We start from the raw sequence: 17,939 nt of genomic DNA, 5'->3' as shown, positions 1-17,939 counted from the left end.
TGCGTACGCCTTTGACCTCCCGGTCCCGGAGTGCGAAACACGGGGTCTGCAATCGGTCTGGAAACCCCGGGAGAGCTCCATGAAAACGCGTGCCGCTGTTGCCTTCGAAGCCGGAAAGCCGCTCGAGATCGTCGAGGTCGACCTGGAGGGGCCGCAGGCCGGCGAGGTGCTGGTCGAGATCAAGGCGACGGGGATCTGCCATACCGACGAATTCACCCGCTCGGGCGCCGACCCGGAAGGCGCCTTCCCGGCGATCCTGGGCCATGAGGGCGCAGGCGTGGTGGTGGAGTGCGGTCCGGGCGTGACGGGGCTCAAGCCCGGCGATCACGTCATCCCGCTCTACACGCCGGAATGCCGGGAATGCGAATACTGTCTCAATCCGAAGACCAATCTGTGCCAGTCGATCCGCTCGACCCAGGGCCAGGGCGTGATGCCGGACGGGACCTCGCGCTTCTCCTACAAGGGCGAGAAAATCCTGCACTATATGGGCTGCTCGACCTTCTCCAACTATACCGTCCTGCCTGAGATCGCGCTGGCCAAGGTCCGCCCGGACGCGCCCTTCGACAAGATCTGCTATATCGGCTGCGGCGTGACGACGGGGATCGGTGCGGTGATGTTCACCGCCAAGGCCGAGCCCAACTGCACGGCCGTCGTCTTCGGTCTCGGCGGGATCGGTCTCAACGTCATCCAGGGTCTCAAACTGATCGGCGCGCGCCAGATCGTCGGGGTCGACATGAACCCGGCCAAGGAAGCCATGGGGCGCCAGTTCGGCATGACCGATTTCGTCAATCCCAAGGATGTGACCGGCGATCTGGTCGGCCATCTGGTGGAGCTGACCGGCGGCGGGGCCGACTACACGTTCGAATGCATCGGCAATGTCAATGTGATGCGCACGGCGCTGGAATGCAGCCACAAGGGCTGGGGCACCTCCATCGTGATCGGCGTGGCGCCGGCCGGCGCGGAAATCTCCACCCGTCCCTTCCAGCTGGTCACCGGCCGCAACTGGCGCGGCTCGGCCTTCGGCGGGGCGAGGGGCCGCACCGATGTGCCCAAGATCGTCGACATGTACATGGAAGGCCGCATCGATATCGACAGCCTGATCACCCACAAGCTCAAGCTGGAAGACATCAACAAGGGCTTCGACCTGATGCATGCCGGCGAGAGTATTCGCAGCGTGGTGGAGTATTGATCCACGCTTGGGCCTAGCCTGCGGGTCTGCTATGATATCATCATGATATCAGGAGGCGCGCCATGGGCCAGGTCATCATCCGCAATCTCGACGATCACGTCGTTGCCAACCTCAAGCGCATGGCGGCAAATGACGGCAAGTCGCTGGAGCAATTCCTGCGGGAGGTTCTGGAGGAGCGCATTTATCGCCAGCGGGAAGATTTTCTGGAATTTGCGCGCGGTGTTCGTGAACGGTGCAAGCCGACGGATATCGATCCGACAGATCTGATCCGCGAGGACCGGGATCGTTGAAGCCGGCCGTTTTCGATGCCAGCGTCGCCGTGCGGGCGTTTATACGGGGGCCGGGGTACAGACAGGCGGAAGCTGCCATCGACCGCTATGCGATGGTGGCGCCGGCCCTGATCGTCACCGAAGTGGCCAATGCAATCTGGAAGTATCACCGGCGCGGCGACCTGGACCGAGCGACAAGTCTGGATGTGATCCGGCGCTTCGCAGTCTATCCCGAACTGCGGCCTGATCTGACGCTGCAACCGGAAGCCTTGCAGATCGCCTGTGAGCAGGACCACCCTGTGTATGACTGTCTCTATATTGCTCTGGCACGCCGGGAGGGGCTACCGCTCATAAGTGCGGACAAGCGGCTCTTGACTCTGGCGCGCGACCGCCTCGGCCTGCAAACGATCAGCCTTGACGACATCAACCCGTCTTGACCGCCCATCCCTTCATCCGAAAGGACATCGCCTTGACCCTCCAACCCGTTTCCAGCTGGACGTCTTTCGGCGGCACGCTGTCTGTCCATGATCATGACAGCGAGGCCTGTGCCTGCACGATGCGCTTCGCCGTCTTCACGCCGCCCCAGGCCAAGGACGGACCGGTGCCGGTGCTGTGGTATCTCTCCGGGCTGACCTGTAACTGGTCGAATGTGATGGAGAAGTCCGGCCTGCAGCGCATGGCGGCCGAGCTGGGCCTGATGGTCGTGGCGCCGGACACCTCGCCGCGCGGCGAGGATGTGGCCAATGACGAGGCCTATGATCTGGGCCAGGGGGCGGGTTTCTATATCGACGCCACGGAAATGCCCTGGGCGCCGCATTTCCGCATGCAGCAATACATCACCGAGGAATTGCCCGCCCTGATCGGTTCGGCCTTTCCCGCCGACATGGAGCGGCAGGGGATTTTCGGCCATTCCATGGGCGGACACGGCGCGCTCACCCTGCACTTCAAGCAGCGCGCCCGTTATCGCTCGGTCTCGGCCTTTTCGCCCATCGTGGCGCCGTCGAAAGTGCCCTGGGGCCGCAAGGCCTTCCAGGCCTATCTGGGCGATGAATGCCCGGCCTGGGGCGAGCACGATGCCTGCGAGCTGGTGAAGCGCCAGCCATCCGACGCCCATATCCTGATCGACCAGGGCGAGGCCGACCAGTTCCTCGAGGAACAGCTGAAGCCGGAACTGTTCGAGGCGGCGTGCCGCGAGGCGGGCCAGTCACTCACCCTGCGCCGGCACCCCGGATACGATCATTCCTATTATTTCATTGCCAGCTTCATGGAAGACCATCTGCGCCATCACGCGAAGGCGCTGAAGGACTGATCCGGCCGGATCAGTTGTCCTCGACGCGGTGGCGCGGCCGGGTGCGCTGGAAGGGGCTGTCGCCATTGTCGCAGATCCACTCGCCCGGTGCGGCCGCGTCCTGCGGTCCGGCCTGGCGGCAATCGCCGGCACCCAGCTCGGAGGCCGAGGGCAGGTCCTCATTGCGGCCGCCTTCCAGATAGGCACAGCCGGTGAGGGCGAAACTGGCGGCAAGAAGGGTGAGAAGACGGGTCACGGGGGCGGCTCCGGTTCATCGGGTGAAGGAGCCGGAAAACTAGCGCCGCGCCGGCGCGTCTGTCACGTGAAACCCGCGTTACATGGCCGGGCGTGTGGCGTGCCGGAGACAGGACCGCCCGTCCTGCCCCCGGCACACAGGATCAGCGCTGGCCGATCTCGGAGATCGAGAGGGTGGCCGGAGCCGTCTGGCCGCTGGAATAGGTCGCCACCCAGATCGCATAGCCGCCGCTGCCCGGACGGTTGATCGTGACCTGCGGGTTCAGACCCGGACCGGAATCATCGTCACACAGGAAGCCGCCGCCCGGCAGACTCACGATCAGCGTGGTGTCGGTATCGGAGGTGGCGGAGATGGTCAGCGGATACTGGCCGGCCGTGTAGTAGAGCACATAGGTGCCGTCGCCCGTCGTCCAGCCGCGGCATTGCGTGCCCAGTTCGCGGGCGGATTCGTACGTGCCGCCGGCGACGACATTGACCCGGTAGGGATCCGGCGTGAAGCCGGCCTGCAGGGAGACCGAGCCGAACACGCCATTGACCCGGCTGCCGCCACCGCCACCACCGCCGCTGCCCGACGTGCTGGCGCAGGCGCTGACCGCGAGGGCCAGCGCCGGAATGAGTGCAAGATGATGCGCCTTCATCACTACTGCCGTCCGATTTCCGAGACCGACAGCGTGGCCTGGGCGTATTCGCCCTGGCGGTAGGAGCCGATCCAGACCGAATAGCGGCCCGAGGTCGGATTGCCGATCGTCACCATCGGGTTGAGACCGTTGCCGCTGTCATCATCGCAATACCAGTTGCCGTTCGGCGCCTGGATGATCAGCGTCGTGTCGGCGTTCGAGCTGGCCGAGAAGGTCAGGTTGAAGCTGCCGGCGGTGTAGTAGACGGCGAAGTCGACATTGTCGGCGACCCAGCCGGTGCAGTTGGTGAACAGATTGCTGGCCGCAATGGCGCCGCCGGACGTCACCGTCGTGCGATACGGGTCCGGCGTGAAGCCGGCGCGCAGATTGACCGAACCGAAGGTCTGGGCCGAAGCCGGCGCGGCAAGGCCGATGGCGGCGGTCAGGGCGAAAGTAGCAAGGCGTTTCATGGTGTCCCCTCCTTGGAGCATTCAGGTCCCTCACAACGATGGGGAGCCTAGGAGCGGGGCCGGCGCACCGGTATCCCCGGTTCAGGGGAGGGCCGCCGGGCGGGGTGAAAAGCCTGTCTGGAAAGGGGTGGGGAGGCGATGCGGGAACCACCGCACCAGTCTTGCGAGGGTGCGAGGACGCTGGGCTGGTGCGGCCTTGGAGGGTCCCGCATCGCACGGCCACCGGGACCGGGATGAAGTGGTGGCCGCACGATCACGACTAGACCCGCCACGCCAGCCGCACGATCCCCCGTTCGGGGGAGAGGCTGACTAGCGCACCAGCCGTTTCACCGGTTCGTGGCGGTGGCAGCGGGGTTCGTGGTCATTGACCATGCCGACGGCCTGCATGAAGGCGTAGACGATGACCGGGCCGACGAATTTGAAGCCGCGTTTCTTGAGATCCTTCGACAGGGCCTCGCTCTCGGCGGTTTTGGTCGGCGTGTCCTTCAGCGACGGCCAGGCATTCTGGATCGGTGCGCCGCCGACAAAGCTCCACAAATGGTCCGAGAAATCGATGCCGCGCTCGCGCATGTCCAGCCAGGCCTGGGCATTGCCGATGGCGGCCTCGATCTTCGATTTCGAGCGGATAATGCCCGGATCGGCTAGCAGGCGTTCGCGGTCGGCATCGGTATAGCGGGCGATGATCTCGGGCTGGAAACCGTCAAAGGCGGCGCGCATCGTCTCGCGCTTGCGCAATATGGTGATCCAGGCGAGGCCGGCCTGGAACCCGTCCAGCATCAGCTTCTCCCACAGGGCCCGGCTGTCATACTCGGGCACACCCCATTCGGTGTCGTGGTACTCGGCATAGATCGGATCGTCGATATTCACCCATCCGCAGCGCTGGAGCATGGCCTGGCCTCGTTCTCGTGTCCGCCACACTCCACCCCGCCTGCGCCCGCCTGCCAAGCCGCGATGGCAGAGCGTGCTGACAGCGTCGTGGCAGGAGTGGCTCCAACCTCCCTCTCCCTTGGGAGAGGGATCGAGGGAGAGGGGGGAAGGCGCGGCCGGAGCGCCGTACTTCCCAGGAAACCCAAAGCGTCATTTTTCCCGGAAGCGCGAGAGCGCTATCCGGGACCTACGGGAAGCTCATCGCTGGAAATGATCTTCGGTCGATCCCGGCATCTTCAGCCCGCCTTCGCGGGCTTACGGCCGGGAAAAGTTCGGGGAGTATGAGGGAATTTTTCCCGGAAGCGCAAAGCGCTACCCGGGATCTACAGGAGGCTCACCGCTTGGCATCGCGCTCGGTCGATCCCGGCTTCTTCAGCCCGCTTTCGCGGGCTTACGGCCGGGAAAAACAGCTTGCCTTCGCGGGTCATGCGGCCGGGAAAAGGTCCGGTTTCGAGGGCTTCCAGCCAGGAGACGCGCTCAGACCTCGGGCGCTGAGGCGAGAACGGGTGCGGCTTCGTCGAAATCGCCGCGGATGTCGAACCAGAGATCTTTCCAGCCGGGGTTCATCGCCTCGATCAGGTTGATCTTCCAGGCGCGGCGCCAGCGCTTGAGGAGATATTCGCGCCGGGCGGCGGTCTCGAACCCCTCATGCCATTCGAACCAGACGAGCTGCTTGATCGCGTAGCGCCGCGTGTATCCGCGCATCGCACCGGTCCGATGCTGCCAGGTGCGCCAGATCAGGTTCGTCGTCCGTCCGACATACAGGGCTCCGCGCGGCCGGCTCGCCATGATGTAGACGGCTTCGGGTGCATTGCTCATGAATGCAATTGTAGATTTATATATTTCTTGATGCAACCCGTTCGGAGCTTTTTCCCGGAAGCGCGAGAGCGCTATCCGGGATCTACGGGAAGCTCATCGCTCGAAATGATCTTCGGTCGGTCCCGGCGTCTTCAGCCCGCCTGCGCGGGCTTCCGGCCGGGAAAAATGTGCGTGAATTGGAAAAAAGCCCGCCTAAGGCAATTCCCGCAGGAAATTCTCGACGACCTTTTTCTCGCCGGCCTTGTCGAAGCGGACGGTGTATTTGGCGCCGTCGGCTTTCCTGACCGTGCCGTAGCCGAACTTGTCGTGGAAGACGCGGTCGCCCGATTTCCAGCGGCCGTTTGTGTCGCCGCTTTCGATCAGGGTGGCTTTGGCGTTGATGGTGGGCGGGGCCGAGCGGCGGCCTTCGGTCTGGCTGGCCTGGTAGCGCTTCCAGCCGGGGCTGGAGTAGCTCGAGGCCATGGCGTCGGGCTGCTGACGCACGCTCTCGAAGCCCGGACCGCCATCATAATAGCCGGTCTCCGAGCGGGCCTCGACATGGTCCATCGGCAATTCGTCGATGAAGCGGCTGGGGATCACCGTTTGCCAGCGGCCATAGATCATGCGGTTGGCGGTGAAGGTGATGATGGCGCGTTCGCGGGCCCGGGTGATGCCGACATAGGCCAGGCGCCGTTCCTCCTCCAGCGAGCGCGTGCCGCCCTCGTCGAGCGAGCGCTGGGAGGGGAAGACGGTCTCTTCCCAGCCCGGCAGGAAGACGAGCGGGAATTCCAGCCCCTTGGCGCCGTGCAGCGTCATCAGGGAGACCTCGTCCTCGTCGGCCGCGCGGTCGGCGTCGGTCAGCAGGGCGACGTGCTCCAGATAGGCTTCCAGCGTGTCGTACTCGCCCATGGAGCGGACGAGTTCCTTGAGGTTTTCCAGACGGCCGGCGGCCTGGGGCGTCTTGTCCTCGCGCCACATCGCCGTATAGCCGCTTTCGTCGAGCACGATCTCGGCGAGCTCGTCCAGCCGGCTCTGTTCGGCCTGGTCGCGCCAGCGTTCCATGTCGCGCAGGAAGACCTGCAGCGCGGTGCGGGCCTTGCCGCGGATCTCGTCCGTGCCGACCATGACCCGGGCGGCCTCGGTCATCGGCACGCCCATCTCGCGGGCCGTGACGGCGATCTTCTGCACAGTCGTATCGCCGATGCCGCGCTTCGGCGTGTTGACGATGCGCTCGAAGGCGAGATCGTCCTCGGGCGAGCGCACCAGCCGCAGATAGGCGTGGGCGTCGCGCACTTCGGCGCGCTCGAAGAAGCGCGGCCCGCCGATCACCTTGTAGGGCAGGCCCAGCATGATGAAACGGTCTTCAAAAGCGCGCATCTGCCAGGCGGCGCGCACCAGCACGGCGCTGCCGGAATAGGCGCGGCCGGAAGAGACCCAGTTCTCGATCTCCTCGGCGACATAGCGCGCCTCGGCCTCGCCGTCCCAGATGCCGCGCACGGCGACTTTCTCGCCGGCCTCGTCCTCGGTCCACAGCGTCTTGCCCAGGCGCGAGCGGTTGGCGGCGATCAGGCCCGAGGCCGCGCCCAGAATGTGGGCGGTCGAGCGATAATTGCGCTCCAGCCGGATCACCTCGGCGCCCGGGAAGTCCTTCTCGAAGCGCAGAATGTTGTCGACCTCGGCGCCACGCCAGCCATAGATCGACTGGTCGTCATCGCCCACGCAGCAGATATTCCCCGTGCCCTGGGCCAGCAGCCGCAGCCAGAGATACTGGGCGACATTGGTATCCTGATACTCGTCGACGAGGAGGTAGCGGAACTTGTCGTGATAGGTCTTCAGGACGTCCGGATTGTCCTTGAAGATGTGCAGCGTGTGCAGCAGGAGATCGCCGAAATCGCAGCAATTGAGCGTCTGCAGCCGCTCCTGGTAGAGGGTGTAGAGACCCTGGCCGCGGCCTTCGGCAAAGGACCACTTGTCTTCCTCGCCGAGCTGTTCGGGCTTGAGACCGCGGTTTTTCCAGCCGTCGATCAGGCTGGAAAGGTGGCGCGGCGTCCAGCGCTTCTCGTCGATATTTTCCGCCTGGATGATCTGTTTGAGCAGGCGCAGCTGGTCGTCCGTATCCAGGATGGTGAAGTTGGACTTGAGATCCACCAGTTCGGCATGGCGCCGCAGGATCTGGGCGGAGACCGAGTGGAATGTGCCCAGCCAGGGCACGCCCTCGACCGCCTCGCCGATGATCTGGCCGACACGCTCCTTCATCTCGCGCGCGGCCTTGTTGGTGAAGGTGACGGCGAGAATCTCCCACGGCCGCGCGCGGCCGGTGGCGAGGATATGGGCCAGGCGGGTCGTCAGCACGCGCGTCTTGCCCGTGCCGGCCCCGGCCAGCACCAGCACCGGCCCGTCCAGCGCTTCCACCGCGGCGCGCTGCTGCTCGTTCAGCCCTTCAAGATAGGGCGTCGGCGGCGCCGGGCGCGCCATGTCGGAAATGGAGAGGTTGGACATCGTGTCTTGGGTGCCGCCTTCGAGTCGCAATGACTGTGCAGTCTGGACCGATTGGCGATCAATCCCAAGACCGGGATGTGCAATTGTTCGTATTTTGTTCGGGGTCTTTGTGCGCGCTGCGCGCTCTGCGGTGCTGCGCACCGCCCCCTCAGTCGGCTTTGCCGACAGCTCCCCCGCAAGCGGGCCGAGCCCTGAGCCAAGGCTTCCCCTGCGAAGCGGGGGAAGTGGCCGAACCCGGCCATGCGCCGGGTGAGGTCGAAGGGGGTGAGTCCGCTCCCCGCTACCCCGCCATCTTCAGCGGCATGGTCGGCGAGTATTTCATGTCGATGCCCTTGATATGGGCGGTCAGCCAGAGCTTGAGGAACATCAGGAATTCGGACGGGACCTGGCCGCCATTGGCGCGGATCGTGTCGGCATGGGCCGCGAATTTCTTCAGGAGGTCGGCATGGATCAGCTTGTGCGAGGCGAGGCCGGCGAAATTGACGCTGGCCATATAGGCTTCCTCGTCGCGGAAATGCTCGATCGTCACGCGGGCAAGCTCGTCGACAAGCGCGGTCATGGACGCACCGGTTTCGCCGGTCGCGGCGCGATCGTGGATCGCGTTCATCAGGTCCAGGATCTGCTTGTGTTCGTCATTCATCGACTCCACGCCCACATCGAGCGAGGCATCCCAGTTCATGATCGGCATGGTCGGTCTCCGGTGTCTGTCTTTCCCCGAGCTATGACTCGCCGGCGTCCAAGACACGGTTAATCCGGCGGCGCAAAACCGGCCGGATTCGTCAATATTATATGAGAATGCGGTGTGTGACGGTCAGCCGAAGAGGGCGTCGATGCCGGCCTGGGCGGTCTCGTCGGCGAAGTCGTCCTCGCCTTCCGCGCGGCCATGGATCGTGCCGGAGGCGGCCGCGATCAGCGGTTTGATCTCTTCGGTCGCCAGGTGTGCGACGGCCCGGCAGGTCGCCGCGTCGCTGCCGCTGCGCAGCCGGTCCTGGGCCTCGATCACGGCATTGTCGATCTGCAGGATCAGCGTTTCCAGATGCGCGCGCACCGCCCGCGGTGCCGCGGCATAGGCGAGGATGGCCAGGTCCTTGTCCTTGAAGGCGGACTGGCGGAAATGGCCGCAATAATCCAGCGGCTGCCAGTCCAGCACATCCTCGGCGCAATCGGGCATGTCCGGCAGCATTTCCATCAGCATCACCACCTCGTTGAAGTGGTTGAGATAGTCCGTAGCCAGACCGGTGACGGGATTGATATTGGCGGCGGCAAGCGCGTCCGCACTCAGCACGCCCGTGCCGAGAGCCGTTTCGTCCTGCGTTGTCATATGCAGCCCGCCCAGTGTCATCCTGCCACCTTAGCGGGACATCCTTTCCAGAGCGCTAACCGGTTCGCGCGACAGGCGAAAACCGTCTTAACGGTGTTCCTCTTCGCTGATCTCGGCGAGGCGGCGGGCATAGGCGGCCTGGGCGTCGGCCTTGGCGATCCAGCCGATGATGGCCTGTTCCCCCGTACGTTGCCGTACAGCAGCGCCGTCGACCTGTTCGGCATCCAGCACGCCGAGCGCCCGGCCCAGCGTGTCGTCCTCGAAGACGCAGGTCTTGTCGGGGATTTCCGACTTGCCCCAGTCGTCCAGCGGCACCAGCACGTCGCGCACACGCACGGTCTGCAGCACCAGCCGGCTCGATCCGCCGGAGAGGTCATAGCCCTTGCGCTGGACCTGCAGCTGGAACAGCGAGCCGCCCAGCGCCGATTGCGACAGCACGGTCGCCAGCGAGACGGCCAGCAGTACCGCGACCGAGGCTTCATAGCTCGTGGTCAGCTCGAACACGATCAGCGTGGTCGAGAGCGGCGCGCCCAGCACGGCGCCGGAGACGGCGCCCATGCCGATCACCGCGAAGAAGGCCGGTCCCGCCGTGTGTTCGCCCAGTATCGCACTCAGCGCGATGCCGAAGGCCGCGCCCAGCATGGCGCCCAGATACATGGAGGGCGAGAATACGCCGCCGGCAAAGCGGAAGCCGAGCGACAGCACGGTCGCCAGGGTCTTCAGCGCGATGAAGAGGATGAGCTGCTGGAAGGCGTATTCGCCGCGTAGGGCGTTGGAGGTGGCCTCATAACCCACGCCGAGGATTTCCGGCGCGATGAGCGCGATGAGGCCGATCAGGAGCCCGCCGGGAATGGGCAGAAGCCAGACCGGCAGATGCATGCGCTCCATCCACTGGCCCAGCCGGGCCGGCAGGAAGATGGCGCCGCGATTGAAGACGATGGCGAGCCCCGCCGCGGCAAAGCCCAGCAGGGCGGCGGCCGGGAAATCCCACACGCTGGCCGCGGCCATCTCCGGCAGGCCGAAGACCGGGTCCTGGCCGAAATGATGCCGCACGATCAGGGCGCCGACGATGGAGGAGGAGGCGACTGGCGCGATGGAGCGCAGGGCGTAGTGGCCCAGCACGACCTCGAAGGCGAAGAGGGCGCCGGCGACCGGCGCGTTGAAGCTGGCCGAGACCGCCGCTGCCGCACCGCAGGCCAGCAGGATGCGGCTGCCGCGGGCGGGCATGTCGAGCCATTTGCCGAATTGCGAGGCGAGGGTGGCACCCAGATGCACGGCCGGGCCCTCGCGGCCCGCACTGGCGCCGCCGCCCAGCGAGATCGCCGACATGACAGCGGAATAGAGCCCCGACTTCAGGTCGATCCGTCCGGCATTCACGGCGCGCGCTTCCAGCACGTCGGCGACGCCCTTGCCGCGCGTGTCCGGCGACAGGTTCCAGCGCTTGCCCAGCCACAGCATGGCCGCGATGACGCAGCCGGCGGCGAGCGGGATCAGGATGACGCGCCAGGCGGGCAGGTGGGAGGCGGCGGAGGCGAGATGGATTTCCGTGACGCCGAACGCGCCGCGCTCGACGGCGGAAATGCCCAGCCTCAGGGCGAGGGTGGCATAGCCGGCGACGAGGCCGACGCCGATGCCCAGAACCCACAGGGCCGGACCCCGGCCGTCGCGGAAGGCCTTGGCGATCTGTCCCAGCCAGGATTGCCCATCTGAATCGCTCACATCTCCGGTTTCACTGCGGAATGCGCCAAGCGTCAAGCCGAACCGCGGTGGCGCTTGACATGAAACCAATCGGTTCCATATAAAAGAAACCAGATGGTTTCATATGGAGGGCCCGCATGGACCGGCCGGATATCTTCAGGGCAATCGCCGACCCGACACGGCGGGAAATTCTCGCGCTTCTCTCCGAAGGGGCGATGACCGTCGGGGATGTGGCGGACCGGTTCGACATGACCCGTCCCGCTGTCGCCAAGCATCTCAAAGTGCTCAGCGATGGCGGGCTGATCAGCGTCGAGGCGCGCGGCCGCGAGCGGTTCAACCGGCTCAACGCCGCCCCCCTGCAGCAGGTCGCCGACTGGGTCTCCCGCTTCGACGCCTTCTGGGACGACAAGCTGAGCAAACTGAAACAAGAAGTGGAGAAAGAGCATGGCTGAGCCACGCATCGAGAAATCGCTGTTCCTCAAGGCGCCGCGCGAGCGCGTCTGGGACTTCCTCACCGGCCAGGACAATCTGGCGCGCTGGTTCCATCCCGTTGACCGGTCGCTGGTAACGCCCGGCCCCTACATGTTTCTCAAGAGCCTTGAAGAGCCCGAGCGGTGCATGTGGGGCGAGGTGGTCGAAGCCGAGGCACCGTCCCGGCTGGTCTACACTTTCACCCACAAATGGCTCGGTGAGCATCTGACACGGGTCGAATGGACGCTGAGCGAGGTCGCCTCGGGCACGCTGGTCAAGCTGGTGCATGACGGGTTCGAGGGCGCGCCGGTCGATGTGTTCGAACAATTGTGCGGCCATGACGCCGGCTGGGACGAGCATTTCGTCAAGCTGCGGGTTCGCGTCACCGAACCGGCCATGGCCGGCTAGCGGCGCCGGTTGCCTCTCCCTGCGGGCACGCTAGGCTGCGGTGCCTGTAGGGGGAGAGCGGAATGTCCAGAACGATCTTGTTTGCGGCCGCGCTGCCCGTATCGCTGGCAGTATCGCTGGCGGGCGGAGCCGCGGCTCGGTCGGTCGACAGCACCTATACGCGCATCGACGAGACCTGCACCGAGCGGCAATTGCCGGACGAGCCCGGGGTCGAGATCCGGTGCGCCGGTCATGATGACTGGTCGTTTCAGATCGCGGCGGGCGAGCACGGGGCGGCGATCGCTTACGCCCGTCCCGGCGGGGCAATGTCAGACTTCATCGCACCGCCCATGCGCGGCCTGTTCGGCGGGTTCAACGATGTTGTCGAATGGCGTCTGCGCGATGGCGCGGCTTTCGCCACCATCCACCGCTATATCCACTATAATCCGCCGGAAATGCTGGAAGTCTCCGGCGGGCTGGAAGAGCCGAACACGCTGATCGTCACCACGCTCGACCCGCACGGAGCGGACACGGCCTGCGCCGTCGCTCATGTCGACGCCTCGGCCCTGCGCGATGCCAATCTCATCGCCCGCGAGGCAGCCGACCGGCTGGCGCCGGGCTGGGATTGTTCGCAGGAACCGGTCCTCTTTGACGATACCAATCCGGACGTTGGAGCCTGGCTGGCGCGCAGCCACTGAGCCTGGTCAGCGCCCGGCACGCAGGCGTTCGAGCACCCAGACCCGCATGGACGAGGCCAGCGGATCCTCGCCGCGCGCCTCGTCGATCTCGGCGACAAGCCCGGCCAGCGAGCGGCCGTCCTCGGCAACGGCTCGGTCGATCTCCTCCCAGAATTCCGGTTCGAGCGACAGGCTGGTGCGGTGACCGGCAAGGGAAAGCGAGCGTTTGACAAGCGGCATGTCCGGTTTGTCGCCCGGCGCGTGCGCGCTGGCAAGCGCGGGCCGCCTCAAGAGCGCCGCCCAGGCGGCCGGTCCGGCGATCCCGTCGGCCGCCAGTCCGGTCTGCGTCTGGAAGCGCCGCAGCGTGCGCTCTGTCGCGGGGCCGAAATCGCCATCGATCCGCACATCGCAGGCCGCCTGACGCAGTGCATATTGCAGGCTGGCGACCGCCGGGCCGCGCCCGCCGCGCTGTAGCACGGGATGCGGTGCCGGGCTCCAGTCGAGATTGCGGCCCATCGCGGTCCGCACGCGGGTCAGCCGCTCGCGCCGGTCGGCAAGACCGTTGAGACCGCCATTGACGGCAAAGGTGACGGCGATCAGATCGTCGCGATCGGCATAAGTGTTCAGCTGCCGGTCCTGCCAGTAGGCACAGGCCGTGCGCACGGCGATATCCGGATCCGCGGCGCGCCGGGGTTCAGCCTCCAGGCCGATACCCAGCCGGCGGCCCATTCGGCGGTAATTGGCGCGTCCGGTCAGCTGGATCAGGCCGCGGCCCTTGTAGCGCACCCCGTCGCCGGGCCGGGTATTGCCCAGATCGGTCCGCCCCTCATAGGCGCGCCCGCTGGCATATTCGGTGAGGGTGGCGAAGCCGTCGCTCTCATGGGCGATCTGGGCGAGAAAATGCGCCTGCCGCAGGGGCGTATCGATAGCGGCGGCCGTGAGCGCGCCCGGCAGGTGCGGCCGGATGGCGGCGATGATGGCGGCGCTTTGCGGGCGCGTTGACGCCACGGCGTCAAGGGCGGTGCGATTGAGTTCTGGCATGTCCGTCTCCCGTTTCCATCCAGCCTAGGCCGGGCCAGGAGGGGCGGGGACAAGTTGCGCGCGGTAAAAACGATGCCATATCTGGCTGACGAGGGGAGATACGGAATGAAAAACTTCAGCGAGATCGAGGCGATGGCCCGGATGCACCATCCCGATCTGGATACGCGTCTGGCGGCCCATGGCCACCTGCGCACAGTGCAGGAAATCGCGGATATCCCGGACGATCGCTGGCTTTCCACCATGACGCGCTGCGTCTTCCAGGCCGGTTTCGTGTGGAAGGTGATCGAGGCGAAATGGCCCGGTTTCGAGGCCGCTTTCGACGGGTTCGACCCGGCGACGGTCAGCTTCTATTCCGACGATGATGTGGCCCGGCTGGCCTCGGACGAACGTATCGTGCGCAATGGCCAGAAGATCCTCGCCACCGTCCACAATGCCGGCTTCGTCGCCGATATCTCAAAGGAGCATGGCGGGTTCGGCCGCTTCATGGCCAACTGGCCGGCCGGCGACCAGCCCGGCCTGCTGGACGTGCTGAAGACACGCGGCTCGCGTCTGTCGGGCATGACGGCGCAGTATTTCCTGCGCTTTTCCGGCTGGGACGCCTGGATCCTGTCGAAGGATGTCGGCGCGGCGCTGGTGAGGGAAGGCGTGGTCGACAAGCCGCCAACGTCGAAAGCGGCCATTGCAAAAGCGCAGGCGGCGATCACGGCCTGGTCGGAGGAGAGCGGCAGGAGCCAGAGCGAGATCAGCCGCATCCTCGCCTTCTCGACCGGTTGATACCGTATGCAGCAGCGTTAATTGCCTGATTACCGGATCGGGCAAATCTGTCCGAACGATTTGGAGGCGTCATGCCACGCCTTGCAGGAGAAGCCGGAATGAAGCGCTGGCACAAGCCGGTCGCCCTGTCGCGTTTCAATACGGAGATGGTTCCGGATGTCCCGGGCGTCTACGTGCTGCTGTGCGACGAGCGGGACATTTCCTCGGTGCTGAAGATCGGCCCGGCCCGCTCGCTCCGCCGCGCCTTCGCCCGCGAGCTCGAACCCGCCGGTGAACGCCAGCCCGCCATCCCGACCGCCATGATGTTCATGGAATCCCGCGCCGACGCGGAAGAGGCCCAGCGCCTGATAACCGAATACCGCCGCAAGCACGGCCGCGTGCCGGTACTGAACTCGCCGTTTTAGCGCGCATCTTAAGTGTCATCCCGGATGGATGCCCGGCCTGGGGCCGGGCGGAAGTCCGGGACCCATAGTCACGGTGTCGATCCAGCTGTCGCAGGCATCGAGCCTGCTTTGGGCCGTCGCCGAAGCGTATGGGTCCCTGCTCTGCGCCCCGCCTTCGCGGGGCATTCGGCCGGGATGACAGCGTGCGTTGTTGCTATTGCCCGTTCGGCTCGTCCCGCCTGTGCCCGTCCAGCGTCTTCGCCGCCATCTCCGCCCGCGCTTTCGCCAGGTCCGAGACCGCTTTCGGCGTGCCATGCTTCACACGGTTCGCCTCGGCGGCCGCGGCCTTGTCCTCGCGCTGCTTGCGCTTGCGATACTGGCGGAGATTGACGGGCTTGGTCATGGCGGCCTTTGACCTAGTCCTTCGGACCCAGCATGTTTTCCGGGCGCACGATGGCGTCGAACTGTTCTTCCGTCACGAAGCCCAGCTTGACGGCCTCCTCGCGCAACGTGGTGCCGTTCTTGTGGGCGGTCTTGGCGACGATGGTGGCGTTGTCATAGCCGATGGTCGAGTTGAGCGCGGTGACCAGCATCAGCGAGCGCTCCATCAGCGCCCGGATATTGTCCTCGCGGGCCTGGATGCCGACAACGCACTTGTCGGTGAAAGTGTTGGCGGCGTCGGCCAGAAGGCGGATCGACTGCAGCACATTGTAGATGATGACCGGCTTGAACACGTTCAGCTCGAAATGGCCTTGGCTGCCGGCGAAGCTGACCGTCGTGTTATTGCCCATCACCTGGGCGCAGACCATGGTCATCGCCTCGCACTGGGTCGGGTTCACCTTGCCCGGCATGATCGACGAGCCCGGCTCGTTCTCCGGCAGGGCGATCTCGCCCAGACCCGAGCGCGGGCCGGAGCCCAGGAAGCGGATATCGTTGGCGATCTTGAACAGGGAGACGGCGACCGAGTTGAGGGCGCCATGGGCCTCGACCAGCGCGTCCTTGGTGGCCAGGGCCTCGAACTTGTTCGGTGCGGTGACGAATTTCAGCTTGGTGAAGGCCGCGACCTCGTCGGCGAAGGCTTCGGCGAAGCCCTTCTTGGTGTTGAGGCCGGTACCGACGGCCGTGCCGCCCTGGGCAAGCTCGAGCAGGGCGGGCAGCGTCGCTTCCACGCGGCGGATCGAGTTCTTCACCATCGCGACATAGCCGGAGAATTCCTGGCCCAGGGTCAGCGGCGTGGCGTCCTGGGTGTGGGTGCGGCCGATCTTGATGATGTCCTTGAACTGGTTCGACTTGTCGTTGAGTGCGTTGTGCAGCGTCTGCAGGGCGGGCACGAGGCTGTGCACGATCTCCTCGGCGGCGGCGATATGCATCGCCGTCGGGAAGGTGTCGTTCGAGCTCTGCGCGCGGTTCACGTGGTCGTTCGGATGGATCGGATCCTTCGAACCGACCGTGCCGCCCAGGATCTGGATGGCGCGGTTCGAGACGACCTCATTCGTGTTCATGTTCGACTGGGTGCCCGAGCCGGTCTGCCAGACAGACAAGGGGAAATGGTCGTCCAGCTTGCCTTCGGCGACTTCCAGCGCGGCCTGGGCAATGGCGTCGGCCAGCTCCGGTTCGATATTGTCCAGGCGCTTGTTGGCCAGGGCGGCCGAGCGCTTGACGATGCCCAGCGCGCGGATCAGCGGCTTGGGCATGGTTTCCGTGCCGATCGGGAAGTTGATCAGCGAACGCGCGGTCTGGGCGCCGAAGAGTTTTGCCGACGGGACTTCCAGGGGGCCGAAGCTGTCGGTCTCGGTACGCATCTCGCTCATCAGGGGAGGCTCCTTGCAGGCCGCATTGTGCGGGAGGAATATGGCTGTGATCGGTGGGAACGTGTATCACCGGCAGATGAACGATCAAGATGGCGATGCGCAAGGCCGCAGATCGGGTGCCCGCGGGGGGCAGGCGCAAAACTGGGTCGGTAGAGGGAAGGTTCAGGCCTTGATGTCTGGCGACGAGCTCAATTTGCGCGTGGACGCACTGACCACGCAGTCGCGGCGTTTCAAGGCGCTGATCGGGGAATTCTTCCGCCTCGAATTCAAGCGCGCGCGCCCGAAATGGGGGCCTTACGAGGTCGTGATCGAGATCCAGCGCACACCCAACAGTCCCACCCACGATGTCGACAATGTCGCCAAGGCGGTGCTGGACGCGCTGACCGGCGTGGTCTTCCACGATGACAGCCAGGTCGAACGCCTGCTGGTCACCAAGACCGAAGGCGAACGCCCCCGCATCTGCGTCACCGCCCGGCCGATGAAGGATGTGAAGGTTCTCGAGGACGCGTAGGCGGCGTCGCGCCTTTTCCCCGGTGGGGAGAGGGGGCGTTGAAACTGCAGTCATCACCCTGAACACCATTCCGTTTTTCCCGGCTGCAAGCCCGGCGACGGCCGGGCAGAGTGCCGGGACCGACGGGAAGCTCATCGCTTGAAGTGATCTTCGGTAGATCCCGGATCTACGGCCCGCTTCCGCGGGCCTCCGTCCGGGAAAAAGTGAGGCAATTGGGAGAGAAGGTACCAACGCTCCCACAAGCACCGTCACCCTGACGAAAGTCAGGGCCCAGTTCATAGAGCCGGGTGGCCGCGAGTTCGCACTTATCCCGCACATCGCCGACATTCGATCTGAGCCTTTCCAGCCAAAATTCCGCTTTGCGATCTGGGTCCTGACTTTCGTCAGGATGACGGTTTGTGGGGGCGGGGCCGGAAACTTATCCCCGCCCTCTCAACTGCGCGTATGCTCGCAGACGGTTTCCGGGATGGGAGGCATGAGCTCAGTCCCTTGTGCCCGGGAGCGTGCGGAGCTCGTCCGCGCCTGGTGGGTGACAGCATCAGGCTCCGGCGTG

General features: G+C 65.4%; 22 protein-coding genes. 10 read left to right on the top strand and 12 right to left on the bottom strand.

Going from position 1 to position 17,939, the window contains the following annotated elements; all coding sequences use genetic code 11:
* Positions 1-79 precede the first annotated feature (79 nt).
* The 4 genes from JJ918_RS13130 to fghA all read left to right on the top strand — a co-directional run bounded on the left by JJ918_RS13130 (position 80) and on the right by fghA (position 2,767).
* Positions 80-1,189 (top strand): S-(hydroxymethyl)glutathione dehydrogenase/class III alcohol dehydrogenase, encoded by a 1,110-nt coding sequence (locus tag JJ918_RS13130; RefSeq protein ID WP_291888070.1) that lies wholly within the window; start codon positions 80-82, stop codon positions 1,187-1,189.
* Positions 1,190-1,251: 62 nt separating this feature from the next.
* Positions 1,252-1,479: a hypothetical protein gene (locus JJ918_RS13125; RefSeq protein WP_291888067.1), complete on the top strand. Its 228-nt coding sequence runs from the start codon at positions 1,252-1,254 to the stop codon at positions 1,477-1,479.
* Positions 1,476-1,895 (top strand): type II toxin-antitoxin system VapC family toxin, encoded by a 420-nt coding sequence (locus JJ918_RS13120; protein ID WP_291888064.1) that lies wholly within the window; start codon positions 1,476-1,478, stop codon positions 1,893-1,895. Before JJ918_RS13125 ends, JJ918_RS13120 begins: the two co-directional genes overlap by 4 nt.
* Positions 1,896-1,927: 32 nt before the next feature.
* Positions 1,928-2,767 (top strand): S-formylglutathione hydrolase, encoded by an 840-nt coding sequence (gene fghA / locus JJ918_RS13115; protein ID WP_291888061.1) that lies wholly within the window; start codon positions 1,928-1,930, stop codon positions 2,765-2,767.
* A gap of 10 nt (positions 2,768-2,777) precedes the next feature.
* Here fghA and JJ918_RS13110 read toward each other — a convergent pair whose 3' ends face one another.
* From JJ918_RS13110 to JJ918_RS13070, 9 genes are all read right to left on the bottom strand, one after another.
* Positions 2,778-3,002, bottom strand: a complete 225-nt coding sequence (locus JJ918_RS13110) for a hypothetical protein (protein WP_291888059.1) — start codon at positions 3,000-3,002, stop codon at positions 2,778-2,780.
* 142 nt (positions 3,003-3,144) lie between these two features.
* The gene (locus tag JJ918_RS13105) at positions 3,145-3,639 is read right to left on the bottom strand and encodes a peptidase S1 (protein ID WP_291888056.1); all 495 of its coding nucleotides are present in this window, start codon (positions 3,637-3,639) and stop codon (positions 3,145-3,147) included.
* Positions 3,640-3,641: 2 nt separating this feature from the next.
* Positions 3,642-4,088, bottom strand: a complete 447-nt coding sequence (locus JJ918_RS13100) for a peptidase S1 (protein ID WP_291888054.1) — start codon at positions 4,086-4,088, stop codon at positions 3,642-3,644.
* Positions 4,089-4,397: 309 nt separating this feature from the next.
* Positions 4,398-4,976, bottom strand: a complete 579-nt coding sequence (locus tag JJ918_RS13095) for a DNA-3-methyladenine glycosylase I (protein WP_291888051.1) — start codon at positions 4,974-4,976, stop codon at positions 4,398-4,400.
* A 516-nt stretch (positions 4,977-5,492) separates the two neighbouring features.
* The gene (locus tag JJ918_RS13090) at positions 5,493-5,834 is read right to left on the bottom strand and encodes a GIY-YIG nuclease family protein (protein WP_291888049.1); all 342 of its coding nucleotides are present in this window, start codon (positions 5,832-5,834) and stop codon (positions 5,493-5,495) included.
* Between the two features lie 192 nt (positions 5,835-6,026).
* The gene (locus JJ918_RS13085; RefSeq protein ID WP_291888046.1) at positions 6,027-8,312 is read right to left on the bottom strand and encodes an ATP-dependent helicase; all 2,286 of its coding nucleotides are present in this window, start codon (positions 8,310-8,312) and stop codon (positions 6,027-6,029) included.
* Positions 8,313-8,592: 280 nt separating this feature from the next.
* Positions 8,593-9,000: a bacteriohemerythrin gene (locus tag JJ918_RS13080; RefSeq protein WP_291888043.1), complete on the bottom strand. Its 408-nt coding sequence runs from the start codon at positions 8,998-9,000 to the stop codon at positions 8,593-8,595.
* Positions 9,001-9,123: 123 nt separating this feature from the next.
* A complete protein-coding gene (locus tag JJ918_RS13075; protein ID WP_291888041.1) occupies positions 9,124-9,633 on the bottom strand; it encodes a hypothetical protein in 510 nt (169 codons plus the stop codon).
* 87 nt (positions 9,634-9,720) lie between these two features.
* Entirely contained in the window at positions 9,721-11,352 is a 1,632-nt protein-coding gene (locus JJ918_RS13070) for a chloride channel protein (RefSeq protein ID WP_291888038.1), read from the bottom strand.
* Positions 11,353-11,468: 116 nt separating this feature from the next.
* On the opposite strand from JJ918_RS13070, the gene JJ918_RS13065 reads away from it, so the two are divergent.
* From JJ918_RS13065 to JJ918_RS13055, 3 genes are all read left to right on the top strand, one after another.
* A complete protein-coding gene (locus JJ918_RS13065) occupies positions 11,469-11,783 on the top strand; it encodes a helix-turn-helix transcriptional regulator (RefSeq protein WP_291888035.1) in 315 nt (104 codons plus the stop codon).
* Positions 11,776-12,210 carry an SRPBCC domain-containing protein gene (locus tag JJ918_RS13060; RefSeq protein ID WP_291888032.1) on the top strand — a complete coding sequence of 145 codons (435 nt, stop codon included), beginning with the start codon at positions 11,776-11,778 and terminating at the stop codon, positions 12,208-12,210. Before JJ918_RS13065 ends, JJ918_RS13060 begins: the two co-directional genes overlap by 8 nt.
* A 62-nt stretch (positions 12,211-12,272) precedes the next feature.
* Complete coding sequence (locus tag JJ918_RS13055; protein WP_291888029.1) at positions 12,273-12,887, top strand: hypothetical protein; 615 nt, start codon at positions 12,273-12,275, stop codon at positions 12,885-12,887.
* Between the two features lie 6 nt (positions 12,888-12,893).
* On the opposite strand, the gene JJ918_RS13050 is transcribed toward JJ918_RS13055, so the two are convergent.
* Positions 12,894-13,907, bottom strand: a complete 1,014-nt coding sequence (locus JJ918_RS13050) for a ribbon-helix-helix domain-containing protein (RefSeq protein ID WP_291888026.1) — start codon at positions 13,905-13,907, stop codon at positions 12,894-12,896.
* 105 nt (positions 13,908-14,012) lie between these two features.
* On the opposite strand from JJ918_RS13050, the gene JJ918_RS13045 reads away from it, so the two are divergent.
* Both JJ918_RS13045 and JJ918_RS13040 read left to right on the top strand, forming a co-directional pair.
* A complete protein-coding gene (locus JJ918_RS13045; protein WP_291888023.1) occupies positions 14,013-14,681 on the top strand; it encodes a DNA-3-methyladenine glycosylase I in 669 nt (222 codons plus the stop codon).
* Positions 14,682-14,779: 98 nt separating this feature from the next.
* Entirely contained in the window at positions 14,780-15,085 is a 306-nt protein-coding gene (locus JJ918_RS13040) for a hypothetical protein (RefSeq protein WP_291888020.1), read from the top strand.
* A 193-nt stretch (positions 15,086-15,278) separates the two neighbouring features.
* Here the strand turns inward: JJ918_RS13040 and JJ918_RS13035 are convergent, their stop codons facing one another.
* Positions 15,279-15,467 carry a DUF4169 family protein gene (locus tag JJ918_RS13035; RefSeq protein ID WP_291888017.1) on the bottom strand — a complete coding sequence of 63 codons (189 nt, stop codon included), beginning with the start codon at positions 15,465-15,467 and terminating at the stop codon, positions 15,279-15,281.
* A gap of 13 nt (positions 15,468-15,480) precedes the next feature.
* Complete coding sequence (fumC, locus tag JJ918_RS13030) at positions 15,481-16,875, bottom strand: class II fumarate hydratase (protein ID WP_291888014.1); 1,395 nt, start codon at positions 16,873-16,875, stop codon at positions 15,481-15,483.
* A 172-nt stretch (positions 16,876-17,047) separates the two neighbouring features.
* Here fumC and JJ918_RS13025 point away from each other — a divergent pair, with 172 nt between their 5' ends.
* Complete coding sequence (locus JJ918_RS13025) at positions 17,048-17,386, top strand: RusA family crossover junction endodeoxyribonuclease (RefSeq protein WP_291888011.1); 339 nt, start codon at positions 17,048-17,050, stop codon at positions 17,384-17,386.
* Positions 17,387-17,939: the final 553 nt, after the last annotated feature.

The sequence above is a fragment of the Maricaulis sp. genome, assembly GCF_017642925.1.
Lineage (GTDB): Bacteria > Pseudomonadota > Alphaproteobacteria > Caulobacterales > Maricaulaceae > Maricaulis.
The sequence above is the reverse complement of the archived record's forward strand: the minus strand, read 5'-3'. Positions and strand labels throughout refer to the sequence as shown.